We start from the raw sequence: 22,716 nt of genomic DNA, 5'->3' as shown, positions 1-22,716 counted from the left end.
ATGAAATACGATAAACGCCTGCACGAAAAGTCGCTCTCACAAATCACCAATGATGTTCTGCGCAAAGAGGGCAATGCGCTCCTGCACTTTGCTACGACGCAAGATGACGCCATCGTCGAAGCCATTGATCTCATCTTGAGAAACGCAGGTCCGGTCATTGTCTCCGGGGTCGGCAAGAGTGGGCACATTGGCCAAAAAATTGCTGCGACCTTGAGATCGCTTGGGAAACCGGCCGCATTTCTGCATGCCTCTGAGGCCAGTCATGGCGATCTCGGCATCATTCAAAAAGACTCCACCGTGATGATTTTGTCCAACTCCGGCGAAACAACTGAGCTGTCCGATTTGATGCTCTATTGCCGTGCGTACAATCTTCCCGTGATCTCCATGACCTCCAACTGCAAAAGCACTTTGGCGAATTTCTCAGATGTGACGATCTGCTACGGCAAAACGCAAGAAGCCTGCATGAATGGTCTGGCTCCGACAACAAGCACCACCCTGTGCTTGGCGATCGGCGATGCGATTGCCGTAGGCGTGAGCTTCCGTCTGGGCATCGCACCGGAAGATTTCCGCCGCTGGCATCCCGGCGGCAAACTCGGCGCACGTATCAGCTTGGTATCCGACGTCATGCGCAAAGGCGCAGACATGCCTCTGGTCAATCCTGATGCCACAATCATGGAGTCACTGCTGGTTATGGCTGAAAAATCGGTTGGCAGCGTGATCATCTGCGAAGGCAACGATGTGCTCGGCATTGCAACAGATGGGGATGTGCGTCGCAACTTCGAAAAGCCCGCGACCAGTCATATTCGCGAAATTGCGACCGCATCGCCTGTGTACATTTCCAAGGATCTGACAGCCACAGAGGCCGCAGAGCATATGTCGCAACGTGGCATCACCTCCTGTATCGTGGGCACCTCGGGCGCCAATGTAGAGGGCTACCTGCACATCCACGACTGTATCTCTTGAGGCCAGCACGATGAAAACCTGCATCCTCATTCCAGCCCGCTATGCCTCAACGCGCTATCCAGGCAAACCTCTTGTCGCACTCACAGGCAAAGACGGCACATCTAAAACCTTGGTCCAGCGCAGTTGGGAACGGGCCTGCGCCGTCTCAGACGTTGAAGCGGTTTTTGTCACCACCGATGATGATCGCATTCGTGATCATGCACAGACCTTTGGTGCAGAGGTCATCATGACGTCAGAAAGCTGCGAAAACGGAACGGAACGCTGCGCTGAAGCCTATCAAAACCTCGGCCAATCGTTCGATCTGGTCGTGAATTTTCAGGGCGATGCCCCAATGACACCGGCATGGTTTGTAGAAGATCTGATCGCCGCAATGGCCACGCGCAGCGATGTGGATGTCGCAACCCCCGTTCTGCAATGCGATGCGGAAACCTACGCGCATTTCGTGCAAGATCGCAAAGAAGGGCGCGTCGGCGGCACCACTGCGGTCTTCGCAACCGACAAAACCGCGCTCTACTTCTCAAAAGAGGTGGTGCCCTACGCGGATGCAGACAAAGTCCAATCTCCGCATAGCTCCGTCTATCACCACGTTGGGCTCTACGCCTATCGCCCCTCAGCCCTCTTGAACTACCCGACCCTCACGCGCGGGCCGCTTGAAAGCCTCGAAGGCCTTGAGCAGCTTCGTTTTTTGGAGAACCGAAACACGATCCTATGCGTTCCAGTCGACAGCCACGGGCAGCTGTTCTGGGAACTCAACAATCCGATCGATGTACAGCGTATGGAAGAACATCTATGACCCCCTCAACCTTTGACATTGCTGGCATCCCTGTTGGCGGTTCAAATCCCTTCTTTGCAATCATCGGCCCTTGCCAGATCGAAAGCCTGGACCATGCTCTCTATACGGCAGAGCACATTGCCAAGATTTCGGAACGCGCTGGCGTGCCGTTCATCTATAAATCCAGCTTTGATAAGGCCAACCGCTCCTCATACAAAACCGCGCGAGGCGTGGGCCTCGAAGAAGGGCTGCGCATTCTTGAAACCGTGGGTAAAACCTTCAACTGTGGCCTTCTGACAGACGTTCATGATGCAACGCAATGTGCGACAGTAGCCGAGGTTGTGGACGTCTTACAAATCCCAGCCTTTCTGTGCCGCCAAACAGACCTCCTGCTGGCGGCAGGGAACACCGGAGCGGCCATTAACGTGAAAAAAGGTCAGTTCCTAGCGCCCTGGGACATGGGCAATGTCGCAGAGAAACTGAAATCCACCGGCAACAAGCGCGTGATGCTTTGCGACCGCGGCACGTCGTTTGGCTACAACACGCTGGTATCGGACTTCCGCGGTTTGCCAATCATGGCCGAAACCGGCTGCCCTGTTGTGTTTGATGCAACTCATTCCGTGCAACAACCCGGGGGGCAAGGCACCACATCCGGCGGGGAGCGCCGTTTTGTACCCGCACTGGCACGCGCGGCAGTCGCAGTTGGGATCAATGGCCTCTTCATCGAAGCCCATGAAGATCCAGACAACGCGCCCTCTGACGGCCCCAACATGGTGCCTCTGAGCGAGCTTGAGGAGCTGCTCAAAACCCTTGTCCGTATTCAAGACGCTGTAAATTAACCGGAGGCCATCACATGACAACCAAATCCCGCATTCTGGTCTGCAGCGACCCACTGATGACCAAATCCTCCGAACAAGCCTCCAACAATCGTTGGCTGCTTGATCTTCTGCAGCGTCCAATTGAACGTGCAACAGGGATCAAACCACAGAGTTTCCTTTCGCAGGATACGGAAGGCGACGGTCTCATCCGAACGAAGTTTTTCGATCTGAGTGGCATTGAGAGCGATTCAGCGGCGACCCAATTCTGGTTCAATTCGGAAGCGGTCACCCAGAAGTCTTTGGACTATCTGGGACAACACTTGAAACAAAGCGATTTGGTTGTCGGCTACGAACTCTCAGAACAGACACGTGCACTGCTGAACCGGTTAAGCGTACCCTATGTTGACATGTGGCTACACCAGATCCGTTTCATGGATGACGTTCTGTTTGGCTTCAACTCCAACAATCCTGGCATCCGTGGCAAACTCTTCAATTTCGATCTGCCAGAAGACCAAATGTATCTCTACGCAGATCGCGTGCGCATTCAGACCTACCGCGGCTGGCGTCGTGTGGAAGCCGACCTGCTGGAAAACTCTGCACTCTTCGTTGGGCAGATGCTGAACGACAAATCGGTCTGTGCCAACGGTAAGATGCTGAACCTGCTCGACTTCAAAGAGCGCGTAGAAGACGTCGCTCAGAAATACTCGCGCATCTACTATGCCCGCCATCCCTATCTGAGCGAAGGTGATGAAGAAATCCTGCGGTTCGTCGAACGGCACCCAAATATCGAACTTACCGATATTCCGTCGTATCGGATGCTCTCCAATCCGAACCTCGCCCATGTGTTTGGTGTGTCTTCCTCCGTGATCCAGGAAGCAAAGTACTTCGGCAAAAGCACAGAGTATCTTTTCAAACCGGCGCTCACCTACGGTGACAAGGCGGCCCCAGAAAGCTACGCCACCGTCTTTCAGGAGTTTGTCTCACCACATTTCTGGGCGGATATCCTGTCTCCAATCATGCTGACACAGGACAGCCCCAAAGTTCTGTTTCAGGATCCAAAAGATAAGATCCGCGATATGCTCGGGTTCTATTGGTCGTATGCGGACATCGACAAAACGGAACATACCCGCCAACGCGTAAACCACTCCCTCCGTCCGGCATCACCAAAAAAGCCACAGCACTTGGTACAGCCTGCAAAAACATGGAAAGCTCCAGAGGGCTTCTATCAAACCGACGCTCAAATCGACGCTTTGAATGCCAAGATCGATGCGCATTCAGTTATCTCATTTGACATCTTTGATACGCTGATCGAACGGACGGTGAATTGGCCGGGTGATCTGCACCCCATCATGGCGCTGCAGACACCGCAAATCACCGGTGGAAAAATCGAAGATTTCCTCGCAGCACGTCGCGAAGCGCGCAATCTGGCATTGGACAAAGCCAATGGCGAAGAAGTCCTGCTCAAAGACCGCTATCAAGCCATGGCCCACCACTACGGCCTGACACCAGAACAGGGCGAAGAGCTGCACCAGCTTGAACTGAAACTAGAACTTGAGGTCTGCAAACCTCGCTTCGCAGGCGTTCAGGCACTGGAACGGGCTGTAAAATCCGGAAAGCGCGTGATCCTGGTTTCGGACATCTTCTTTGAACGGGATTTCATTCTCGCACTGCTCAAGAGCTGCGGCATCACGGGCTATGATCGCATCTACCTCTCTTCTGAGGAGGGCGTTTTGAAACAAACCGGGCGCCTGTTTGATGTGGTTCTCAAAGAAGAAGGCGTGAAGCCTAAGAAAATCCTGCACCTCGGCGACAATGTGAAGTCTGACATTGAAATGGGCCTGACCCGCGATCTGTCCGTCTTTCACCTGCCTGAAAAACGCGTCATCGCCGAACGGTCCAGCCCTGCCATCTGTGCGATGAAACATATCTCTGATGCGGATACGCGCAGCCTCGTGACAGGGCTCGCATCCCGGCGTTTCACCCAATCAGCCCTGCCTGAATTCCCCGGCAACAGCGGTGGCAAGACCGACTTCCTCGGCTACGGAATCGCAGGACCAATGTTCTGGGGATTTGCCCGCTGGATTGCTGAAAATGCCCGATCTCAAGGTTTGACCGACCTCTACTTCCTGGCCCGAGACGGCGACATCGCCAAACGCTGCTATGACATCATCACCCAAGATGATCCCAATGCACCTCGGTCACACTATGTGCTGGCCTCCCGCCGTGCCGTCAACGTTGCGCGCATCCACAGCAAAGAGGACATTCTCCACAATCTGGAAACGAACTTCACGCCCTGCTCTTTTGAGACACTTCTGATGAACCGTTTTGGTGTTGAAGCAGAGCTGATTGATGAGGCCGTATTTAAGCGGTTTGGCTATGACAGCATGCATGACAAAGCCAATCGCAACACTCATCGCGACCGCGTTCTGGGGCTTGTGACATCTGATGAGGTCAGCGCGCTGATCCTCAAAAATGCTGCCAAAGAGCGGGAGCTTTTGATGGCAAACTACCGTGCACATGGTCTGGATGATCCAACGCGGAAAATCGGCTTCATCGACATTGGCCATTCCGGCACATTGCAATCTGCGATTTGCAAGATCATGGGCATTGCCAATTCCGTTGGCTACTACTTCGCCACCAAGGATGACATTGACGCAAACCTTGGTCCAAATCACAACTCCCATGGCTACGTCGTTGACCGCATCGATCACAAGGACGCAGGCCACCCCTATCAGAAGCACATTCTGATGTTCGAGCTGCTGTTTCAGAACAAGGATGGCTCCTTCCTCTGCTTCTCCGATGACACAGGCCGCGTTGTGCCCCAATTTATCGACTTGCCAAGCGAACAGCCCCGCATCGAGTTCATCAAGACTGTGCATGCCGGTGTCTTGGAGTTTGTACGCGACATGGAAAAGGCCTGCGCCGCGCTCTCACTCAAACCTCAGCTTACGGGCTCTGAAGCCATCCTACCCTACAGCCAGATGCTCAAGGCCCCATGGCCCGCAGATGTGGCCCTCTTTGATCAGATCGGGTTTGAAAACAAATACAGCGCGCGTGACATTCGCTGGATCATTGCACCAGAAGGGGACGACAGTGCGCCATCACTTTGGGTGGAAGGCGGCGAAGCCATTCGCAAACCTCTGCCCCCTCGCGCAAGCTCCGCCATTTCCATCCCGGTTGAGTTCATCACGCCTTTCATTCGTTCCGAACGCCTCAACAGAAAACTGCGCCGTGACCCGGAAGCTTTCTTTGCAGACAGCAAAAAGCCACTGGTCCGCATGGTCGGTAAATTTGTTTCCTAAGGCCCTGCCATGCTGATGCACCAAAAAAAAGCACTTGAAGAAATCGGTGCCACCATGAAATCCCCCAATGCCGAAATACACTTCGGCGTTGGGAAGATGTCCGAAATTCGCTTTGAATACGGCGCTTCCCTCAGCGCAGGTCGGTTCGACGTTCAGGAAATAGGGGCCTATTCCTATGCTGGCGGCGGCACAACCATAATGCGCAACGTCGGTCGCATCGGGCGCTTCTGCTCAATCGCACCAAATCTGACAACCGGCGTTGAAGAGCGCCCAACGGATTTCATCTCCAGTCATCGCGTGCTGCAAGGACTCGCGGTCAACCATCTCGACGAAGCAAAAGACTTTCTGGAACGCAACGCTGCCGCATTGGAAAAATCCCAAACCCTCTACAAAGAGCGCTTGGGCGATGACGCCAATAAAATCACAATCGGCAATGATGTCTGGATTGGCGAGGGCGCGTTCATTCGGCGCGGAGTGACGATCGGCGATGGGGCAATCATCGCGGGCCGCAGCGTTGTTGTGGGCGATGTCGCACCTTATGAAATCGTCGGCGGTGTCGCTGCAAAACCAATCCGCACGCGCTTTGCCCCCGCAATAGTCAGCAAACTGATCGAGCTTAAGTGGTGGCTCTACGGCCTGCCTGCTTTGGAAGGCACAGACTTCACTGATATCGAGACCGCCTGTGACCAGATTGCGCATAACATCACTTCCAACAACCTGCCCCTGTGGCGGCCGGCGGCAAAAACCGTCCTGACAGATGGCACGATGGTGGACAGCTAATGACCTCCCGCAGACAGCTTCTGAACACGTATTTCCCCGAACATACAGGGAAGATTGCTGGCTGGGGCGCAAAGCCCTCTGCGACACGTGCACGTTTTTTTGCCGCCCTCACCAAACGGCAAGCTGTCTTTCTCGAGGACGGTTTTCTTCGGTCCTTCGGACGTGATGACGCACCGCTTTCCCTTCTGTGTGATACCTGTGGCATCTACTATGATGCGCGCCGCCCAAGTACCCTTGAAAAGCTGATTGCCCAAACGCTGACAGATTCTGAGCGTGCCCGCGCCGAACGGGTGGCCCGGCTGTGGCGCCAACATGACGTGTCAAAATACAACCACCTGCCAGAGTGGGAGCACCGCAGCACCGCACCCTATGTGTTGTTGTTTGATCAGGTCGCAGGCGACAAATCCATCTCTTGTGGCCTCGCCTCGCCAGCGTCCTTCCGGAAGATGTTCGAAGACGCCCAGCGCGAACATCCGGGCAAACAACTCCTCATCAAGACCCACCCTGATGTGGTCAGCAAAAGCAAAAAAGGTCATTTTGACCTCGACGCGCTCGCTCTGCTGGAAAACGTCACCGTCATCGCCGACGCGGTCCACCCCGTTGCCATGATCAAAGGTGCTGATGCCGTCTATACTGTGACCTCCCAAACGGGATTTGAGGCTTTGCTGCATGGTGTCCCGGTGCGCACCTATGGCCTGCCTTTTTATGCGGGCTGGGGCCTCACCGAAGATCGGGCCTCACAGGATACCCCAGATGTGGCAGAGGCCCTGTCGCGGCGTCAGCCGGTCCCCTTCGCCTCACTCGTGCACGCCGCGCTGATTGCCTATCCCGCCTACCGTGATCCAACGTCTGGGCAGGTCATCAGCCCCGAAGAGGCGATCTCTCAGGTGGGGGCCGCGCGCAAACGCGTCGCCATGCGTGGTACAGCCGTCCACGCACTAGGGTTTTCACTTTGGAAAAAACCCATTTTGCGCCGCTTCATGCATCCTGCACAGGTCACATTTCACGAGACAGCAGCCACTGTACCAGAGGGAGCAAAAGTGGTGCTTTGGGGCGCGCATGACGCTTCCAGCCTGCCGTCCAATACCCGTATCATGCGACTGGAAGACGGTTTCATTCGGTCCAAAGGACTGGGGGCTGATCTCAACGCACCCGGCTCGTGGATCCTTGATGATCTGGGGATCTATTTCGACAGCACACAGCCGTCGCGTCTTGAGCACATATTGCAGCATCAATGCGTGTCGCCTGATGACATCACAGAGGCCCGCGCCGTACGAGATAAGGTCCTGAGCAAGGGCATCACCAAATACAATCTGCATGGACGAGAGTGGCAGCGTCCCTCTACGGCAAAACGCGTCCTGCTTGTACCCGGGCAAGTGGAAAGCGATGCCTCAATCCGGCTGGGCTCACCTGTCATCAAAAGCAATCTCGCACTCGTCAAAGCCGTGCGTGCGGCCAACCCTGATGCCTATGTGCTCTATAAACCGCATCCTGATGTGGAAAGTGGCCACCGCAGTCGCGGCGCCTCAGAAGACGACATTCCGGCATTTTGTGATGAGATCCTGACGCAAGGCAGCATTGCAGCCCTCTTTGATCAGGTGGATGAAGTGCACACGATGACGTCCCTTTCTGGCTTTGAGGCCCTCATGAGAGGGCTCAAAGTCACTTGTTATGGGCAACCCTTCTATTCTGGCTGGGGCTTGACCACAGACATTCATCCGCAAAGTCGGCGCACACGAACCCGCAACTTAGATGAACTGGTCTATGCCGCGCTGATCGCCTACCCGGATTACATGAGCCTGAAATCAGGCACCCCCACCTCGGCGCAGAACGCGATCGAGGAAATCGCCAGCTACAAACCCAGTCGGCTCCGCAGCAACCCGCTGCGGCGCAAACTGACGCGCGCGCTGGCACTTCTCGCTGAAAAAAAGCGAACGAAAGGTTGGGCCACATGAAAATGGACAAAGAGCCGCTGAAACCGGCACAGCTCAAACCAGAAGACATCCTCAAGGGGCGCGAACTTCCGGCCTCCATGACCCCAAAGCGCAAGCGCCCAATTGGCGTCCTTGTGTCCTTTGTGTTGCTGGCCGTCCTACCGGGCTTGTTGGCAATCTATTATTTTGCAGCTGTGGCATCTGATCGCTATGCAGCCGGTGCAGGGTTTTCCGTGCGTTCCATGGAACAGCAAGGGGGTCTTGACGTTTTGGGCGGGCTGACCGGCATGGCCGCGAGTGGCTCAACAATGGCAGACACCTATGTGGTGATCTCTTTCCTCACCAGCCGCAGCCTTGTGGAAAAACTAGAGGCCGATGTCGGTCTGCGGGCACTTTACGCCAGCGACCTGGCAGATCCGATTTACCGCATTGATCCTGCGATCTCCATTGAAGGCCTTGTGGATCACTGGGAACGCCGCATCACCGTCAACCATGATACGAGCTCGGGCATCGTTGAATTTGAAATTGATGCCTACACCGCTGAGGATGCCAAGGTCCTTGCAGACCGCGTGCTGTTTTACGTGGCACAGCTGGTCAATGAACTCTCCGAAAAGGCCCGTGGCGATGCGCTGTTCTCAGCACGCAATGAAGCTGAACGCGCTGAAGAAAAGCTCGCAGAGCTTATGCTCAAACTGCAGTCTTTCCGCAGCACAAACGGCGACATCGACCCAGCCAGTACCGCCGGCGCCCATGTAGAACTGATCGCGGCCTTGGAAGGCGAACTTGCTTCCGTGAACGCGCGTATTGACGTGGCACTGCGCGACATGAATGAGAATGCACCTTCGGTCCTGCGCCTCAAAAGTCAGGCCGACGCCCTTCAGGCGCAGATAGACGCACGCAACAACCTCAACTCTGGCGCACTCGATATTCGCTCGCGCGTGCTCAGTGAGTACGAAACGCTGCAGGTCGAAAAGACCTTCGCTCAGCAGGCCTATGCCTCCGCTATGACATCGCTTGAAACGGCGCGCATGAATGCGGACGCGCGTCAGCGTTACCTCGCCACCTTTGATGCCCCCTTCCTGCCCCAAGAAGCCATCTATCCCCAGCGGGTGATGAACAGCATCCTGTTTTGCATTGGCTTTATGGTACTCTGGGCGATTTCAACCCTGTTGTTCTACACCGTCCGCGATCATGTTCAGTAAAGTCAGCGGTCCCTATTCATGAAGACTCTGCTGCTCCATATCCGAATTCTGGCAACCTTGGTGCTAAGAGAGACACGCGCATCTTTCGGCACCTCCAGCGTTGGCTATCTCTGGGCCATCGTCACACCCGCCATGTCTGTCGGGCTTCTGGTATTCATCTTTTCACTCGTCGATCGGCAACCCCCGTTTGGCACCTCTTTGGCGGTCTTCTTCGCCACTGGCATCCTAACCATTGAGTTCTTCAACAAGCTCTCAAACACTTTGCTGACCTCCTTTTCCGCCAATCGCGCTTTGTTGAATTATCCGCTGATCAAAGAGGCCGATACGCTCTATGCGCGCACGCTCCTGATCTCCGCAACATATGTGATGATCATGCTGATCTTCTTCGGCTCCCTGTTCTTCGCCGATGCCGGGGTCATGCCGCAGAACCCGCATATGGTGTTTCAGGCATTTGCCGCCACGATGCTTCTGGGATTTGCCATTGGCACACTGAATGCCGTGATCGCATCGCTTTGGCACAGCTGGCCACAAATTGAGAAAGTGCTCACAAGGCCGCTGATCTTTGTGTCCGGGGTCTTCTACCTGCCAAGCCGCCTTCCGACCGAAGCGCAAAACGTGCTCTACTGGAACCCGGTACTGCACTGCGTGGAATGGTTCCGCGAAGGCTTCTACGGCAACTACAACTCTGCGATTTTTGATCCCAACTACCCAATCGCCGTCTCTCTGGGCATCCTGCTCTTTGGTCTTGCCGGTGAACGTTTCACGCGCAAATCGCGGAGCATGGCATGATTGAACTGAACTGCGTCTCCAAAGGTTACAAACTCAAAGGCGTGCGTAAGCAAATTCTGGACAAGGCCAGCATTCGTATTCCCCGCGATCAAAACATCGCCATTCTGGGCCGCAACGGCGCAGGCAAGTCCACGCTCATGCGCGTCATCGCAGGCGTCGAACTTCCGGATAGCGGGCAAGTCATTCGCTCATCGAAAGTCTCATGGCCTCTGGGTTTTAAAGGCGGCTTCAACAGCACCATGACAGGCGTGGAAAACATCAAATTTGTGTCCCGCCTCTATGGGCACGACTCCCGAGCAGTCATTGACTATGTTGCCGATTTTTCCGAACTCGGGAAATCTCTGAAACTCCCAGTGAAAACCTATTCCAACGGCATGAAGGCACGCTTGGCATTCGGCCTGTCCATGGCAATCGATTTTGACACATATCTGATAGACGAAATAACGGCCGTAGGCGATCAGAGCTTCAAGCGCAAAAGCAAAGCGGTGTTTGATGAAAAGCTCTCCGGCCGCCAGATCATCATGATCTCTCATTCCATGCAGACCATTCGTAAGTATTGCTCCGCTGGCCTCTTCCTGGAGGGAGGAAAACTCTACTACTACGACAACATCGAAGAGATCATTCGAGACTATAAACTGATGTTGGCCCAGTAGCAGATCCGGCGCTGCTCTGCGCCTAAGCAGCACCGCCCGAAAACCAAAGCCGTCATTCACCTGCGTTCCCGATGTCCGGATCCTGCGCAAGGTGATCAATCAGGGCACGCACCCGTGTGGTAAGCCGCCGATTTTGCGGAAACAACGCGGCCACGACATAGGGTGTCACACGGTTTTCTGCAAAGAGTTCCACCAACGCGCCCGACCGCAACGCTTCACTGATCGTGTAGGCAGGACATCGTGCGATGCCCGCGCCCGCCCGCGCCAATTGCGCCGAAGCTGCGGGCGCATTTGCGTGAAACCGCCCCGTGATCGGCACAGAAACGTCTTCTCCGTCAAGTTTGAAGGTCCAACTGCTGGGCTCTCGCAATCCCCCGTGCAGAATGCACTCATGCGCGGTCAGCGCACGCGGTGACTCCGGCTGCCCTTGTCTCGCCAAATATGCAGGCGACGCGCAGACAATCAACGGCATCTTCCCAAGCTGACGTATCTTAAGCGCGCTGTCCCGCATCGGGCCGATACGGACCGCAAGATCAAATCCTTCTTCCACAATAGAGACACGCCGATCCGAGAGGCTGAGATCAATTTCCACCTCCGGATGTTTCAGCCCGAACTCTGCCAAAGAGGGCGCAAGTCGCGACGCGCCAAACCCGGTGGGCGCAGAAACACGGATGGCACCACTCAAGGATGTTTGCGTTCTGCGGATGACCTCTTCCATCTCATCAAAACCATCCAGAAGAGGTTCGCACATCGCGAGATAAGTCGCCCCTGCATCCGTCAAAACAACGCTGCGCGTGGTGCGGTTGAGCAGCTGAACCCCTAAGGCCTCCTCAAGGTCCGCTACATATTTGCTCACCAGCCGCGCCGATTTTCCCAGCCGTTCACCCGCCCGCGTAAAAGAGGCATTTTGCGCCACCAAGGCAAATGCCCGCATTCGATCAATTTTATCCATGAGATAATTACGCCCCCTGAGGGCTTAGTGTTTCCTCAAATACGTTAATTATCACAAGTCTCTGCAGGACGTAAATATCGGCGCAGATCGAAACCTAAACATTGCAGGAGCCCTTTCATGTCTCAACCCGTCCGCATTCATCACTTCCCCAAATCAGGCCACGCGCATCGTGCTTTGGTCTTCGCCAAACTCGCAGGCGTCCCGCATGAAACCGTGTATGTTGATCTGGCTGCCGGGGCGCATAAGACCCCAGAATTTCTGAAACTTAATCCCAACGGTCAGGTCCCGGTTCTGGAAGATGGCGACATTGTCATCGCAGATTCAAACGCCATTCTGGTCTACCTCGCCCGCACATACGCCCCGCAATGGCTGCCAGGCGACGCCGTCAGCGAGGCCAAAGTTCAACAGTGGCTGACACTGGCTGCAGGGGAAATTGCCTTTGGATCCGCCGCCGCACGACTAATCACCGTATTTGGTGCGCCGCTGGACACAGACTTCACGGCAACGGTTGCAACCAAAGCGATGCAAAAACTCGAACGAGGTCTGGAAGGGCACAATTGGCTTGTCGATGACCAGCCCACAATTGCCGATGTGGCCGCCTATTCCTACACCGCCCACGCGCCCGAGGGGAACATCTCGCTCGACCCCTATCCAAATATTCGCGCATGGATCGCACGGTTTGAAGCTCTTGATGGCTTCGAGGCCATGCCCTCCACCCCAGTCGGCCTCCTCGCCTAACCACATTTTATCGGAAACGCAGGGCCGTCTGCGTTTCCACACGCTTTGCCATTCCCCCAATAGGAACACAGGTCCATGTCACATGTTGAAATGCCATTTCATACGGGCGAGCTGACGGCTCAGCAACGTGCAGGCGCAGGCAATGTCGCTGAGTGGGCCGCGCCATACATCCGCGACCATATGCCGGATCAGCACCGCACGTTTTATCAGGATCAACCCTTTTTGGTCGCCGCTTCCAGTGATGCAGACGGCCACATCTGGACAACTATCATCGAAGGCCAAGATGGCTTCATCCAATCCCCAGACGCCCAAACGCTCCTGCTCAATGCTGAATTGAGCCGCCATGACCCTTTGGCACAGGCCCTGTCTGAACAGGCCGATATCGGAGTGGTTGGAATTGAGCTGGCCACGAGACGACGCAACAGGCTCAGCGGCCGAACCCAAAAAACGGCGCAGGGCTTGGAAATTAAAATCCGCCAATCCTTCGGAAACTGTCCCCAATACATCAGCGCGCGCGATTGGTGGCGTGCGCCCCAGAATAATGAAGGCGCACCACTTCGCACCCCGCACCTCAACGCAGACCAAATTGCGCGCATCGCAGTCGCAGACACGCTTTTCATTGGCTCCGGTCAACGCGGGGCGCAGGAACATGCCTCCAATGGGTTTGACGCCTCTCATCGCGGCGGCGCTCCCGGGTTCACGCGGATTGTCAGCCCAAGCCACCTGCGTATCCCGGATTATTCCGGCAATAATTTCTTCAACACGATTGGCAATATTCTCAAAAACCCCAAGATTGGCCTGCTGTTTGTCGATTTTGCAACAGGAGGGCTGCTGCACGTAACTGGGCGCGCCAAAATTGATTGGTCCCCCGATGACACATGGGGCTCCGACGTGCTGCGCATCATTGATGTCACCATCGAGCAGGTCATTGACCGCCCCTCAACTCTCGCGTTGAGATGGTCCAAACATCCGGAGCAGGCACGCCAGCTAAAAGTGGCCCAAAAGGTGGAAGAAGCCGCAGGCGTGACATCTTTCTACCTGTCAGCAACAGATCAGCAGCCCCTCCCAGATTTCAAAGCAGGACAACATCTCCCCATCTCTGTCGCCATTCCCTCACAAGGTGCCAAATTGCACCGTACATACTCCCTGTCAGGCAAATCAGGCGCAGATCAGTTTAGGATTACGGTCAAGAGAGAGCCCAATGGCCTCGTCTCACGGCATCTGCATGATGTAATCACTGTAGGCGATATACTCGAAGCGCGGCTTCCTTCCGGCGATTTCATCGCACCGGAGGGGGCAACACCATTGGTCCTTGTCAGCGCCGGCGTCGGCCTGACCCCCATGCTCTCCATGCTGCATGACGCCACAAGTCATCCTACCGCACGCCCTGTCTGGTTTGTACATGGCACACGCAATGGCCAACATCATGCACTGCGCCAAGACGTCGACAGGCTGATCACAACGGCACCCCAAGCCACCAAACAGATTTTCTACAGCGCCCCATCGCCTTTGGACCAACAGGGCCGAGACTTCGACATTAAAGGCAGGATCACAGCAACGCACCTTCTGGCTCTCAATGCCGGACCAAGGGCAGATTATATGCTCTGCGGCCCTGTTGAATTTATGTCGGAATTGACGTCAGGTCTGAAAGCCGCAGGCATTGCTGAAAAGCACATTCACTTTGAAACGTTTTAGCCGGCTCACTTGCCCCTCGGTAAGTTACATTTCGTTCACTACTTTTTGCATTTCGGTGAAAAGACAAAACACGCGATGGCATGATAGCGTAATCGAGACATTTAACAGCAGGACAACACCATGAAATCATATGTTTTCGCCGCCGCTTTGGCATTGATGGGCTCCCCTTTGTTGGCTGGCCCTCAGTTTGTAGACAAAAACGACTTCGCCGTTTCAGGCTATGACGTCGTGGCATACCGTTCGCTGGATCAAGCTCCTGTGGGACAGTCTCAGCCCGCCGCGATCCCGGGCCGCGCCGATATCACAGCCGAGTACAATGGCGCCGTGTTTGCCTTTGCAACTGAGAAAAATAAGAAGAAATTTCTCAAAGATCCGGCATACTACGCACCGCAATATGATGGGCACTGCGCTTACGGTGTTGCCAAGGGCGGCAAAGTTCCGGGAAACCCAAATCTGTGGCGGATTGTTGACGACAAACTCTACCTCAACATCACCAAAAACGTCGTTGGCTTCTGGGAAGAGGACATTCCCGGCAACCTGACACTGTCCGAGAAAAACTGGATCTCCATCGAATCCAACGCGGCATCGACCAATGCCATCCCCGGCTTCAGCACGCCAGCGCCACTCAAGTAAGGCCATAAAGTGAATACGTCCAACACGCGCCGGGTCCTCACCCGGCGCAACTTTTTGACACTTGGCGGCGCGGCTGCAGTGACAGCCACAGCCGTTTTCCTCGCTTGGCCAACTGAGGCCACAAGCCAGCGCCTCACGGTGGAAGACACCCACCAAAAAGCCGCAAAGGGTGAGATTGTTCTGATTGATATCCGCCGTCCCGACGAATGGGCGCGCAGCGGTGTTCCCGAACATGCCATCCCAATTGACATGCGGCGCAAAGACTTCTTTGAAGCCGCGACAGCTGCGGCGAAAGGCAAACCCATCGCATTGATCTGCGCACGCGGGGTCCGATCCCGGCGCGTCTATCAGAATTTTCACGCGTCCGGTCTGACAAACGTTTTTGACGTGCCCGAAGGCATGTTAGGCTCTTCCGCCGGGCCGGGCTGGCTGAGCAAGGGCCTGCCAACTGTGACATACGACATAGATAGGTGACCACAGTGATAAAACGCTTGCTCGCCGTCAGCGCAATTGGCGTTCTTGGGGCCTCTCCCGTTTTGGCAGGCTGCGGTGCAGATAGCGCGGCCTGCACCCTCAATGACCGTATTTATGACATCGAACTCCCGGAAACTCCGGCTGCGGGCAACCCGGCGGTGATTTTCATGCATGGCTATGGCGGATCTGGGAAAGGCCTCACGCAAAACCGCGCGCTCGTAAAAAGTGTATTGGAACGCGGCTATGCCTTTGTGGCCCCGACTGGCTTGCCCATGGGCGAAGGTCGGCGCGGATTCCGATGGGCTTTCCGAGGCCCGGAGCAAGCCCAAGAAATCAACTTCCTCAAGACCCTGAAACAAGACCTCGCTGATCGATTTGACATCTCAAGCGACCAGGTTCTTCTCTCCGGCTTTTCCAATGGTGCCTTCATGACCGTCTATACGGCCTGCGAGACACCTGATGCTTTCGCCGCCTATGCCGCAGTCGCTGGAGGCTTCTGGCGACCTCACCCACAACGCTGCGCTGCGCCGGTCAATCTTCATATGACACACGGCTGGGTGGATCCTGTTGTCCCACTTGAAGGCCGCATTCTTCGTGGCATATCACGCGATGACCCCAATGCCCTTATTCAAGGAGACATTTTCCAAACACTGGAAATCTTTCGCGAAGCAGGAGAGTGCACCCGCAACCGGCCTGATGAATTTTCGGTATCCGGCAGCTATCAAATTCGCGGTTGGACAGAGTGTAGCGCTGACACCACAATTCAATTTGCCCTGCACCCCGGAGGCCATCGGGTGCCATCCGGTTGGGCCGATCTCGCAATCGACTGGTTTGAAACGCGCTGAACAGTGCGGCTACGTGCCTACTCTGCCGCCGCAACCGGGGCTTGCTTCAACTGCTTCTCCACCTCCGAACGCGCTTCCTGTGCACGTGCCCAAATCGGCGGCACGTGGAGCGATTGCGGCGTGTTCAGGCGTCCGGACTTAAAGCGCAGCTGACTGATATTGAGCCCGCTCAAGGCAGAAAGCGGCACAGAAAAGGCCAGGCTGATCGCGATAGGTGACAACCAGACAGAAATGCCCCCCCCAAGAATACCCACAGCGAGCAAAATTCCGAGTACGGTTTCAATCCAGTGAAACCGCAACAGGGAGCGCAGAGCAAACCGTTTCGCCGTCCTGCGCTGGGGTGCCCACGTGACAGGCCGCCCTAACAAGATGCGCGCAACCGCCATGCTTTGCTGAATCATCATGATGGGCGCATAAAGCACAGATGCCACGACCTCCAACAACACGCCTCCTAACAGGGCCCGAGATCCCCCAAACCGGCGCCTGATCCGGCGCACCGACATAATCATGGTGGTGGCAACGAGCTTCGGAAGCAGCAAAATCCCGTACATAAACAATAAGAAAGACACCGCCTGCGAGGTATTCATCTCAGGCCACAAAGGATAGAGCGGATTTTGCTCCGAAAAGTATCCTTCCGGTGTCATGTCGGTCAGTCCCAAAGCCGACCAAACCACCAACAGAAACAACCAAGCCGGGGACATCAGATAGCCCAGCGCACCAAAGAACAAATGCAGCCGCGACACCGGATGAAACCCTTTGGTCCGCAACAGCTTCAGATGTTGCATATTGCCCTGACACCAGCGCCTGTCCCGAATAATGTAGTCCACAAGCGTGGCTGGCGTTTCTTCAAAGCTCCCTCTCACAGGCAGAAACCGCACCGCCCACCCGGCACGGCGCAACAATCCAGCTTCGACAAAATCATGTGACAGGATCATCTGCTCACGTCCGCGCCAGGTCTTGAGATAGGGCAAGCCAGCAGAACCCGCAAATGCTCTTGTACGGATGATCGCATTATGGCCCCAATAGTTGGCTTCATTTTCCGTCCAAAGAGCCAACCCTTCGGCCAAAAGCCACCCATAAGTAGCCGAGGAAAATTGCTGTACACGCCCATAAAAGCTTTCCGCACCAATCAACGAAGGGAAAGATTGAATAAGCCCGGCAGACGAGTCACGGCGCAGCGCTTCTGTGAGTTCTATGATCGCGCGCCCACTCATCAGACTGTCCGCATCCAGAACAAGCATCGCATCATAGCCCGCCCCCCAGCCGCGAATCCACTGGGCCAGATTCCCAGTCTTCTTATCGACGTTTTCAGCACGGCGGCGATAGTGCAGACCAACATTTTCGGGGCACACACTGCGCAACCATTGAAACGCACGCCACTCTTGTTCCGCGATCTCTTCTCCTCTGGAATCAGAGAGAATAAACAATGAAAACCTGTTGTCAGAATGCAAGCGACTGATGTCCGCCAACATGGCGGCTGCATTGCCAAAAACATCCTTCGGGCTTTCATTATAAATCGGCACCAACAGCGCGGTCGTGAGTGCAGGCGCGTCCGTTGATTGGTTTTGCACCAGCCCATTGCCGCGTGCCCTGCGCATGACCGCCGCAGCCACCGAGGCCACATTTAAGGCAATCCACGCAAAGGTCGCCCCGATGATGACCAGCAAAACAAGCTCAAGCCAATGCATCCCATTTTGCGCAAAAAAGCCGGAGAGCAGCAGGATCAGGCACAGAGTGCCTGCCATCGTTCCCCCAAACACCATCACGCGCCAAAAGAGAGGTGAGCGAAAATCCGCAGACGTCTCTGCGTGAAGCGCCGCCCGCAAGTCCTGTATATGAAAATCCAGAGGTGCCGGGGCGGGCATATCCCTGCGCTGCTCGGTTTGATCCAACATCACTTGGTCCACCGATAGAGCCATGTTTCCGAAAGAGGCTCAGTCCCTGACCGAAGCTGAACACGGAACTCCGCGACCGTGGCGTCGCCGGGCTCAAAGGTGAAGGCCAAACGGGGGCCACCGGTGTCCGGGTTGCGTTGCACAACCCCCTGCGTCACCTCTCCCGCACTGCTGCGGACAATCCGGTCGATTGTGCCAAAGTCTTCTGGGAAGCGTGCGTCCGCCTCAAAATCAATGGCAAAGACAATGCCGCGCTCAAATCCCTTCCCCGCGCGCGTGTTCAGAACTTTTGGAAGGTCCGGTACACCCGGCGTTGTCTCAGGCCCCCAATAGAGGTCGTAAGAAAACACCGGTGCATCCCCCGGTTTCAAAGGGGTGGCGGGCCGCCAATAGGCTACAATATTGTCATAGATCTCTCGATCCGTGGGGATTTCAACCAGCGCTACGTGGCCACGCCCCCAATCCTCACGCGGTTTCACCCAAAGACCGGGGCGCCGATGATAGAGCGCCTCAAGGTCGTGGAAATCGGAAAATCTGTCGGCCCGCTGCATAAGGCCAAAACCACGCGGATTGTTGTCCTGAAAGCCACTCACCTGAAGCGCTTTGGGATTGGCCAGCGGACGCCAAATCGTTTCCCCTGCCCCATTGAGCATCAGGAGGCCATCGCTGTCATGCACCGCAGGGCGAAAATCCGAAAACCGATCACGGTTGGTTTCATCAAATTGAAACATGGACGTCAGCGGGGCAATGCCCACATGCTGCATCTCTTGGCGGGGGAACAAACGGGCAGTCACCCCCATATGCAGCGTCTCACCCGGCGTGATCTCAAACGTGTAAAGCCCCGCAACCGAGGGGCTGTCCATTTGAGCATGCACCAATGTCGTATTCTGCCCCGGTTCTGGAGCTTGCACCCAAAACGCACGAAAATCCGGAAACTCTTCCCCAGAAGGCTCTGCCGTATCAATGGCCAGCCCACGTGCGGAAAGGCCATAGATCTGCCCGGTGCCGATCGCGCGAAAATAACTTGCCCCTTGGAAGACAGCAAATTCCGTATGAATATCCGCCCGCTCCAAAGGCCCGCGCAATCTCAGACCGGAATACCCCATGCCAGCGGTTGGCAAGTCTGGAAAATCATCCGTACGATCAAAGGCTTCAATCTCAAACGGAACCCGCTGTGCAATATTGTCCTTTACAACATGCACATCTACGGGCCGCGGAAAATACAGACCCGCCGGAAAGACATCCAACCGCAGTGGCACATCGGTGCCTTCCCAAACAGCGTTGCGCGGATCAAACCAAATTTTCCGGTACTCATCATACGACAGTGTCTGCCAGGCGTCCGGCACAGCTGGCATAGGCGTATAAGCCGCCTCGGCCAGCGCCTTGGTTTGCGCAATCAGCTCTGCCAAATCAAAAGGCTTGGATGCCCCCAAAGACAACGGATCGGCCCATGCTGGGCTTGCGGCAAGCGCGGCAAGGCCCGTCAGAAACTCACGCCGACGCATGCTGCACCTCTTTGGCTTTTTTGACTTTCCAAGGGTGCGTTTTGAACCATCCCGCACCATAAGCAACAGCGACGATCAAAGTCGCTCCCAACAAGTTAACCCACAACATGGTCCACGGCGTCCGCCCAATAACATCCAACATCATTCCCAAAACCCGCGCAATCAGCATTGACGCGGTAAACACTGCAAGGCTCTGCTGGCCTACTTTCATAATGATCGCCAGCATGACGGTCCAGACACGAGCGAGGAAACCGGCCTGTTGCGGCGGTAAAATGCGCACGCCACGTTCCCCCACCGCGACCCATGCAAGATAGGCGGTTGCCAAGAAATGCACGTACCGCAGCGCGCCAAAATCGGATTTGTTGATCAAAACGGCCCAATCACTGCGCCACGCTTGAATCTCCGGGCTCACACCAATGATACGGAAGTAGGCAAATGGGAGCGTTACCAGCACAACCGCCACAGCGATCACGATCAACCACCGATGAACGGGCGGCTTTGGAAGCCAGCCTGCCATCAAGGCAAAGCCGGTAAAGAAGATCAGCTGCCAGCCGAAGGGATTAAAAAACCATTGCCGATCCGACCAGGGCTCGGCGCCAAACCCAAAATCCCAAATCTGCGTACAAAACCAGAGCGCAACAGAAGCTGCCATCGCAAGCGCCACATGCACATTTTTCAACGCAATGATCACAGGCATCATCAACAACACGACCATATACATGGGCAAAATATCGAAATAATTTGGCACCCAGCGCAATGTCATGAAACTCAGTAGGACATTGGGGTTACTCCACTTTTCGCTCTCTGCAAAAAGCGCCCAAAGGTTCAGTTGCCCCCAGTAATTGCGCGTCGTGACATCCAGTTCGGTCATGTAAATTGTCACCGCAAGAGTGGCAAAGAACAGACCAATATGCGCCCAATAAACTTGCCAAACGCGGAAAAGCACACGTGCCGTTCCCAGCAACCATCCGGCCCGATCAAAGGTCGCGCCAAAGGCAATGGCAGAGGCCATTCCAGAACAAAACACAAATGTCTCTGTCGCATCAGAGAAACCAAACCGCGCAGGAATCCAAAGGGTCAACCAGTTTCCGGGTGTGTGTGCGATCAAGATAATGAACATTGCGATGCCGCGAAAAAAGTCGAGGCGTGGATCACGTTGTCCTGGTTGTCTTTGGACAGCTGGCGCAGAAGATAGGGCGATATCGGCAGTGGTCATATGTTCATCTTTAAGGTTTGCGATCTGTGCTTTGGGTCTTACCTGTCGTAGGGCAAAGCTGAAACGATGACGCTTGGTATACTGTTCCGCCCGAACCCTCCATATGACCTTGTTCAGCCACGTCTTTTATTGTGCAGGCACTTTCATGGTGTCGCCCATCTCAGAGATCTGCAGATACCGGGTTTCCGCAAAACGGTCTTGCTTGCCGCCACGCAAAGCGGTGCGCTCGTCAAGAATACGGCGTACTTTCTCCACATGGCCTGCGCGCAGGCCTGCGTCGATTGTAATCCGCTCAAAAACATCACGCTGCGCATGGGACCCCCCAATCAGCGCCATCCGCGGGCGCGCCGCTTCCAGATTGCGGAAGGCCGTTTCATACCGACCTTCCCCGAAAGCCGCCAAACCACTGGCTGCCGCGGTACCTGGATCCACAACAATCGCATCCGCTTCATTGCCCTGAGTGTCTTGTGTATTGCGCATGCGCCCAATCATACGTCCGCGCGCAGTGTCCCGGCTTTCCCCAGCGAGTGCGAGCATGTAGTGGAGATCAGCAAAAACAAGACATCCGTCTTCCGTCCGATTTTCGGCCAGTTCAGCAATCTCTTCCCAGCGATTGCCCACCGTATGGCCTTCCAGCTCAAGACGCATGAGCAGAGAGGTGGCATTGGAGATGTCGCGATAGTCATCCGTGCGGTCAATACGCACTTTCTGGTCGTAGAGCGCAAGCGCCTCATCGGGCTGCCCAAGATCAAGATGCAAAAGCGCCTTGTGCCACCACACATGATATCTGAAGTTGTTACAATGTGCCCAACCGGCCTCATTCTCGGACAAAAGCTTGATACCGCGCGCGCTGTCCGCCGTCATATCGTAGACATGCGCAACCGCATGCAGCCCCCATGCATCGTCTGATGCCAGCGACAACCCCTCAAGTCCTGCGGCCTCGGCCTGCTGATAGGCCCCTGTTTCTTCCATTGCGAAGGACAAACAGCCAAGCAGGTACCCCCGCAGCGGATGGTCAGCGCCATGCGCTGGCAGCACACGCTCGATAGAGCGCCGCATGCCTTGGCTATCGCCCAACATGAAGCGAATGCCGTGCCCAAGCTTTGCAGTGAGCGTATCTTCGGGGGAGTGCGCCAAAACACCTTCAAGAATCTGTACCGATTGTGAAGGACGCCCAGACAACCACAAGCCCAATGCCTTCACCCACGCCTGCTCCCGCGCTGAAACCGGGCGTGCCTGAATGGATGCAACCGCATCACGATGGGCCTCATGTGCGATGTCAACCAACTCCCGTCGCGCCAACATCAGCAACGCGAAACCTTTCACCGCCAGCGCCATGGCGCACTGAGGGTCTTTTGCGAGGACAGTATTTAGATGCTCGGGCGTAGATGCACCATGTGCCAGAAAGCCGAGAATAACACCATTCCAGTCCTCCAATGCAGATGGGTCCGATAGGGTTATATCTCCAAAACACAGGTCTTTCACGGGCGACACCTCTTCCAAAAGTTACTCGATACATACCAAGAATTTCGGCCCCATGAAGCCGAACA

General features: G+C 55.4%; 19 protein-coding genes. 14 read left to right on the top strand and 5 right to left on the bottom strand.

Features of this window, described 5'->3' with window-relative positions:
* The 9 genes from J7382_RS17845 to J7382_RS17805 are packed head-to-tail and all read left to right on the top strand — an operon-like array spanning position 1 to position 11,213.
* Entirely contained in the window at positions 1 to 963 is a 963-nt protein-coding gene (locus tag J7382_RS17845) for a KpsF/GutQ family sugar-phosphate isomerase (protein ID WP_209070346.1), read from the top strand.
* 10 nt (positions 964 to 973) lie between these two features.
* Positions 974 to 1,756 carry a 3-deoxy-manno-octulosonate cytidylyltransferase gene (locus tag J7382_RS17840; RefSeq protein WP_209070345.1) on the top strand — a complete coding sequence of 261 codons (783 nt, stop codon included), beginning with the start codon at positions 974 to 976 and terminating at the stop codon, positions 1,754 to 1,756.
* Positions 1,753 to 2,574 (top strand): 3-deoxy-8-phosphooctulonate synthase, encoded by an 822-nt coding sequence (gene kdsA / locus J7382_RS17835; RefSeq protein ID WP_209070344.1) that lies wholly within the window; start codon positions 1,753 to 1,755, stop codon positions 2,572 to 2,574. The genes J7382_RS17840 and kdsA overlap by 4 nt, the downstream gene beginning before the upstream one ends.
* 14 nt (positions 2,575 to 2,588) lie before the next feature.
* Positions 2,589 to 5,855, top strand: coding sequence for an HAD family hydrolase (locus J7382_RS17830; RefSeq protein ID WP_209070343.1), 3,267 nt, complete (start codon positions 2,589 to 2,591; stop codon positions 5,853 to 5,855).
* A 9-nt stretch (positions 5,856 to 5,864) separates the two neighbouring features.
* Positions 5,865 to 6,635, top strand: a complete 771-nt coding sequence (locus J7382_RS17825) for a CatB-related O-acetyltransferase (protein ID WP_209070342.1) — start codon at positions 5,865 to 5,867, stop codon at positions 6,633 to 6,635.
* A complete protein-coding gene (locus J7382_RS17820; RefSeq protein ID WP_209070341.1) occupies positions 6,635 to 8,590 on the top strand; it encodes a capsular polysaccharide biosynthesis protein in 1,956 nt (651 codons plus the stop codon). The genes J7382_RS17825 and J7382_RS17820 overlap by 1 nt, the downstream gene beginning before the upstream one ends.
* Positions 8,587 to 9,771 carry a hypothetical protein gene (locus J7382_RS17815; protein ID WP_209070340.1) on the top strand — a complete coding sequence of 395 codons (1,185 nt, stop codon included), beginning with the start codon at positions 8,587 to 8,589 and terminating at the stop codon, positions 9,769 to 9,771. Before J7382_RS17820 ends, J7382_RS17815 begins: the two co-directional genes overlap by 4 nt.
* Positions 9,772 to 9,789: 18 nt before the next feature.
* On the top strand, positions 9,790 to 10,560 hold the full coding sequence (locus J7382_RS17810; protein WP_209070339.1) for an ABC transporter permease: 771 nt from the start codon (positions 9,790 to 9,792) through the stop codon (positions 10,558 to 10,560).
* Entirely contained in the window at positions 10,557 to 11,213 is a 657-nt protein-coding gene (locus tag J7382_RS17805; protein WP_209070338.1) for an ABC transporter ATP-binding protein, read from the top strand. The genes J7382_RS17810 and J7382_RS17805 overlap by 4 nt, the downstream gene beginning before the upstream one ends.
* Positions 11,214 to 11,265: 52 nt before the next feature.
* On the opposite strand, the gene J7382_RS17800 is transcribed toward J7382_RS17805, so the two are convergent.
* On the bottom strand, positions 11,266 to 12,165 hold the full coding sequence (locus J7382_RS17800) for a LysR family transcriptional regulator (protein ID WP_209070337.1): 900 nt from the start codon (positions 12,163 to 12,165) through the stop codon (positions 11,266 to 11,268).
* Positions 12,166 to 12,282: 117 nt separating this feature from the next.
* Between J7382_RS17800 and J7382_RS17795 the strand changes: the two genes are divergently transcribed.
* The 5 genes from J7382_RS17795 (at position 12,283) to J7382_RS17775 (ending at position 16,550) form a co-directional block, all read left to right on the top strand.
* Positions 12,283 to 12,903 (top strand): glutathione S-transferase, encoded by a 621-nt coding sequence (locus J7382_RS17795; RefSeq protein WP_209070336.1) that lies wholly within the window; start codon positions 12,283 to 12,285, stop codon positions 12,901 to 12,903.
* A 75-nt stretch (positions 12,904 to 12,978) separates the two neighbouring features.
* Positions 12,979 to 14,598 (top strand): pyridoxamine 5'-phosphate oxidase family protein, encoded by a 1,620-nt coding sequence (locus J7382_RS17790; RefSeq protein ID WP_209070335.1) that lies wholly within the window; start codon positions 12,979 to 12,981, stop codon positions 14,596 to 14,598.
* 120 nt (positions 14,599 to 14,718) lie between these two features.
* Positions 14,719 to 15,231, top strand: a complete 513-nt coding sequence (locus J7382_RS17785) for a YHS domain-containing (seleno)protein (RefSeq protein WP_209070334.1) — start codon at positions 14,719 to 14,721, stop codon at positions 15,229 to 15,231.
* Positions 15,232 to 15,240: 9 nt separating this feature from the next.
* Positions 15,241 to 15,705 carry a rhodanese-like domain-containing protein gene (locus tag J7382_RS17780; RefSeq protein ID WP_209070333.1) on the top strand — a complete coding sequence of 155 codons (465 nt, stop codon included), beginning with the start codon at positions 15,241 to 15,243 and terminating at the stop codon, positions 15,703 to 15,705.
* 5 nt (positions 15,706 to 15,710) lie between these two features.
* The gene (locus J7382_RS17775) at positions 15,711 to 16,550 is read left to right on the top strand and encodes a prolyl oligopeptidase family serine peptidase (RefSeq protein ID WP_209070332.1); all 840 of its coding nucleotides are present in this window, start codon (positions 15,711 to 15,713) and stop codon (positions 16,548 to 16,550) included.
* 17 nt (positions 16,551 to 16,567) lie between these two features.
* Here J7382_RS17775 and mdoH read toward each other — a convergent pair whose 3' ends face one another.
* From mdoH to J7382_RS17755, 4 genes are all read right to left on the bottom strand, one after another.
* The gene (gene mdoH, locus J7382_RS17770; RefSeq protein ID WP_209070331.1) at positions 16,568 to 18,445 is read right to left on the bottom strand and encodes a glucans biosynthesis glucosyltransferase MdoH; all 1,878 of its coding nucleotides are present in this window, start codon (positions 18,443 to 18,445) and stop codon (positions 16,568 to 16,570) included.
* Entirely contained in the window at positions 18,445 to 19,950 is a 1,506-nt protein-coding gene (locus tag J7382_RS17765; RefSeq protein WP_209070330.1) for a glucan biosynthesis protein G, read from the bottom strand. Before J7382_RS17765 ends, mdoH begins: the two co-directional genes overlap by 1 nt.
* Positions 19,937 to 21,166: an OpgC domain-containing protein gene (locus J7382_RS17760; protein WP_209070329.1), complete on the bottom strand. Its 1,230-nt coding sequence runs from the start codon at positions 21,164 to 21,166 to the stop codon at positions 19,937 to 19,939. Before J7382_RS17760 ends, J7382_RS17765 begins: the two co-directional genes overlap by 14 nt.
* Positions 21,167 to 21,292: 126 nt before the next feature.
* Positions 21,293 to 22,651: a tetratricopeptide repeat protein gene (locus J7382_RS17755; RefSeq protein ID WP_348540048.1), complete on the bottom strand. Its 1,359-nt coding sequence runs from the start codon at positions 22,649 to 22,651 to the stop codon at positions 21,293 to 21,295.
* Positions 22,652 to 22,716: the final 65 nt, after the last annotated feature.

This window comes from Shimia sp. R11_0 (genome assembly GCF_017744035.1).
GTDB lineage: Bacteria > Pseudomonadota > Alphaproteobacteria > Rhodobacterales > Rhodobacteraceae > Shimia > Shimia marina.
This window is presented reverse-complemented; position numbering and strand designations above follow the sequence as displayed.

What these genes read in the sequence shown, in the direction of transcription:
- J7382_RS17785 (WP_209070334.1), top strand. Translation starts at nt 14,719, where the DNA reads ATGAAATCATATGTTTTCGCCGCCGCTTTGGCATTGATGGGCTCCCCT.
- J7382_RS17820 (WP_209070341.1), top strand. Translation starts at nt 6,635, where the DNA reads ATGACCTCCCGCAGACAGCTTCTGAACACGTATTTCCCCGAACATACA.
- J7382_RS17825 (WP_209070342.1), top strand. Translation starts at nt 5,865, where the DNA reads ATGCTGATGCACCAAAAAAAAGCACTTGAAGAAATCGGTGCCACCATG.
- J7382_RS17805 (WP_209070338.1), top strand. Translation starts at nt 10,557, where the DNA reads ATGATTGAACTGAACTGCGTCTCCAAAGGTTACAAACTCAAAGGCGTG.
- J7382_RS17815 (WP_209070340.1), top strand. Translation starts at nt 8,587, where the DNA reads ATGAAAATGGACAAAGAGCCGCTGAAACCGGCACAGCTCAAACCAGAA.
- J7382_RS17795 (WP_209070336.1), top strand. Translation starts at nt 12,283, where the DNA reads ATGTCTCAACCCGTCCGCATTCATCACTTCCCCAAATCAGGCCACGCG.
- J7382_RS17845 (WP_209070346.1), top strand. Translation starts at nt 1, where the DNA reads ATGAAATACGATAAACGCCTGCACGAAAAGTCGCTCTCACAAATCACC.
- J7382_RS17840 (WP_209070345.1), top strand. Translation starts at nt 974, where the DNA reads ATGAAAACCTGCATCCTCATTCCAGCCCGCTATGCCTCAACGCGCTAT.
- J7382_RS17800 (WP_209070337.1), bottom strand. Translation starts at nt 12,165, where the DNA reads ATGGATAAAATTGATCGAATGCGGGCATTTGCCTTGGTGGCGCAAAAT.
- J7382_RS17790 (WP_209070335.1), top strand. Translation starts at nt 12,979, where the DNA reads ATGTCACATGTTGAAATGCCATTTCATACGGGCGAGCTGACGGCTCAG.
- kdsA (WP_209070344.1), top strand. Translation starts at nt 1,753, where the DNA reads ATGACCCCCTCAACCTTTGACATTGCTGGCATCCCTGTTGGCGGTTCA.
- mdoH (WP_209070331.1), bottom strand. Translation starts at nt 18,445, where the DNA reads ATGTTGGATCAAACCGAGCAGCGCAGGGATATGCCCGCCCCGGCACCT.
- J7382_RS17760 (WP_209070329.1), bottom strand. Translation starts at nt 21,166, where the DNA reads ATGACCACTGCCGATATCGCCCTATCTTCTGCGCCAGCTGTCCAAAGA.
- J7382_RS17810 (WP_209070339.1), top strand. Translation starts at nt 9,790, where the DNA reads ATGAAGACTCTGCTGCTCCATATCCGAATTCTGGCAACCTTGGTGCTA.
- J7382_RS17765 (WP_209070330.1), bottom strand. Translation starts at nt 19,950, where the DNA reads ATGCGTCGGCGTGAGTTTCTGACGGGCCTTGCCGCGCTTGCCGCAAGC.
- J7382_RS17830 (WP_209070343.1), top strand. Translation starts at nt 2,589, where the DNA reads ATGACAACCAAATCCCGCATTCTGGTCTGCAGCGACCCACTGATGACC.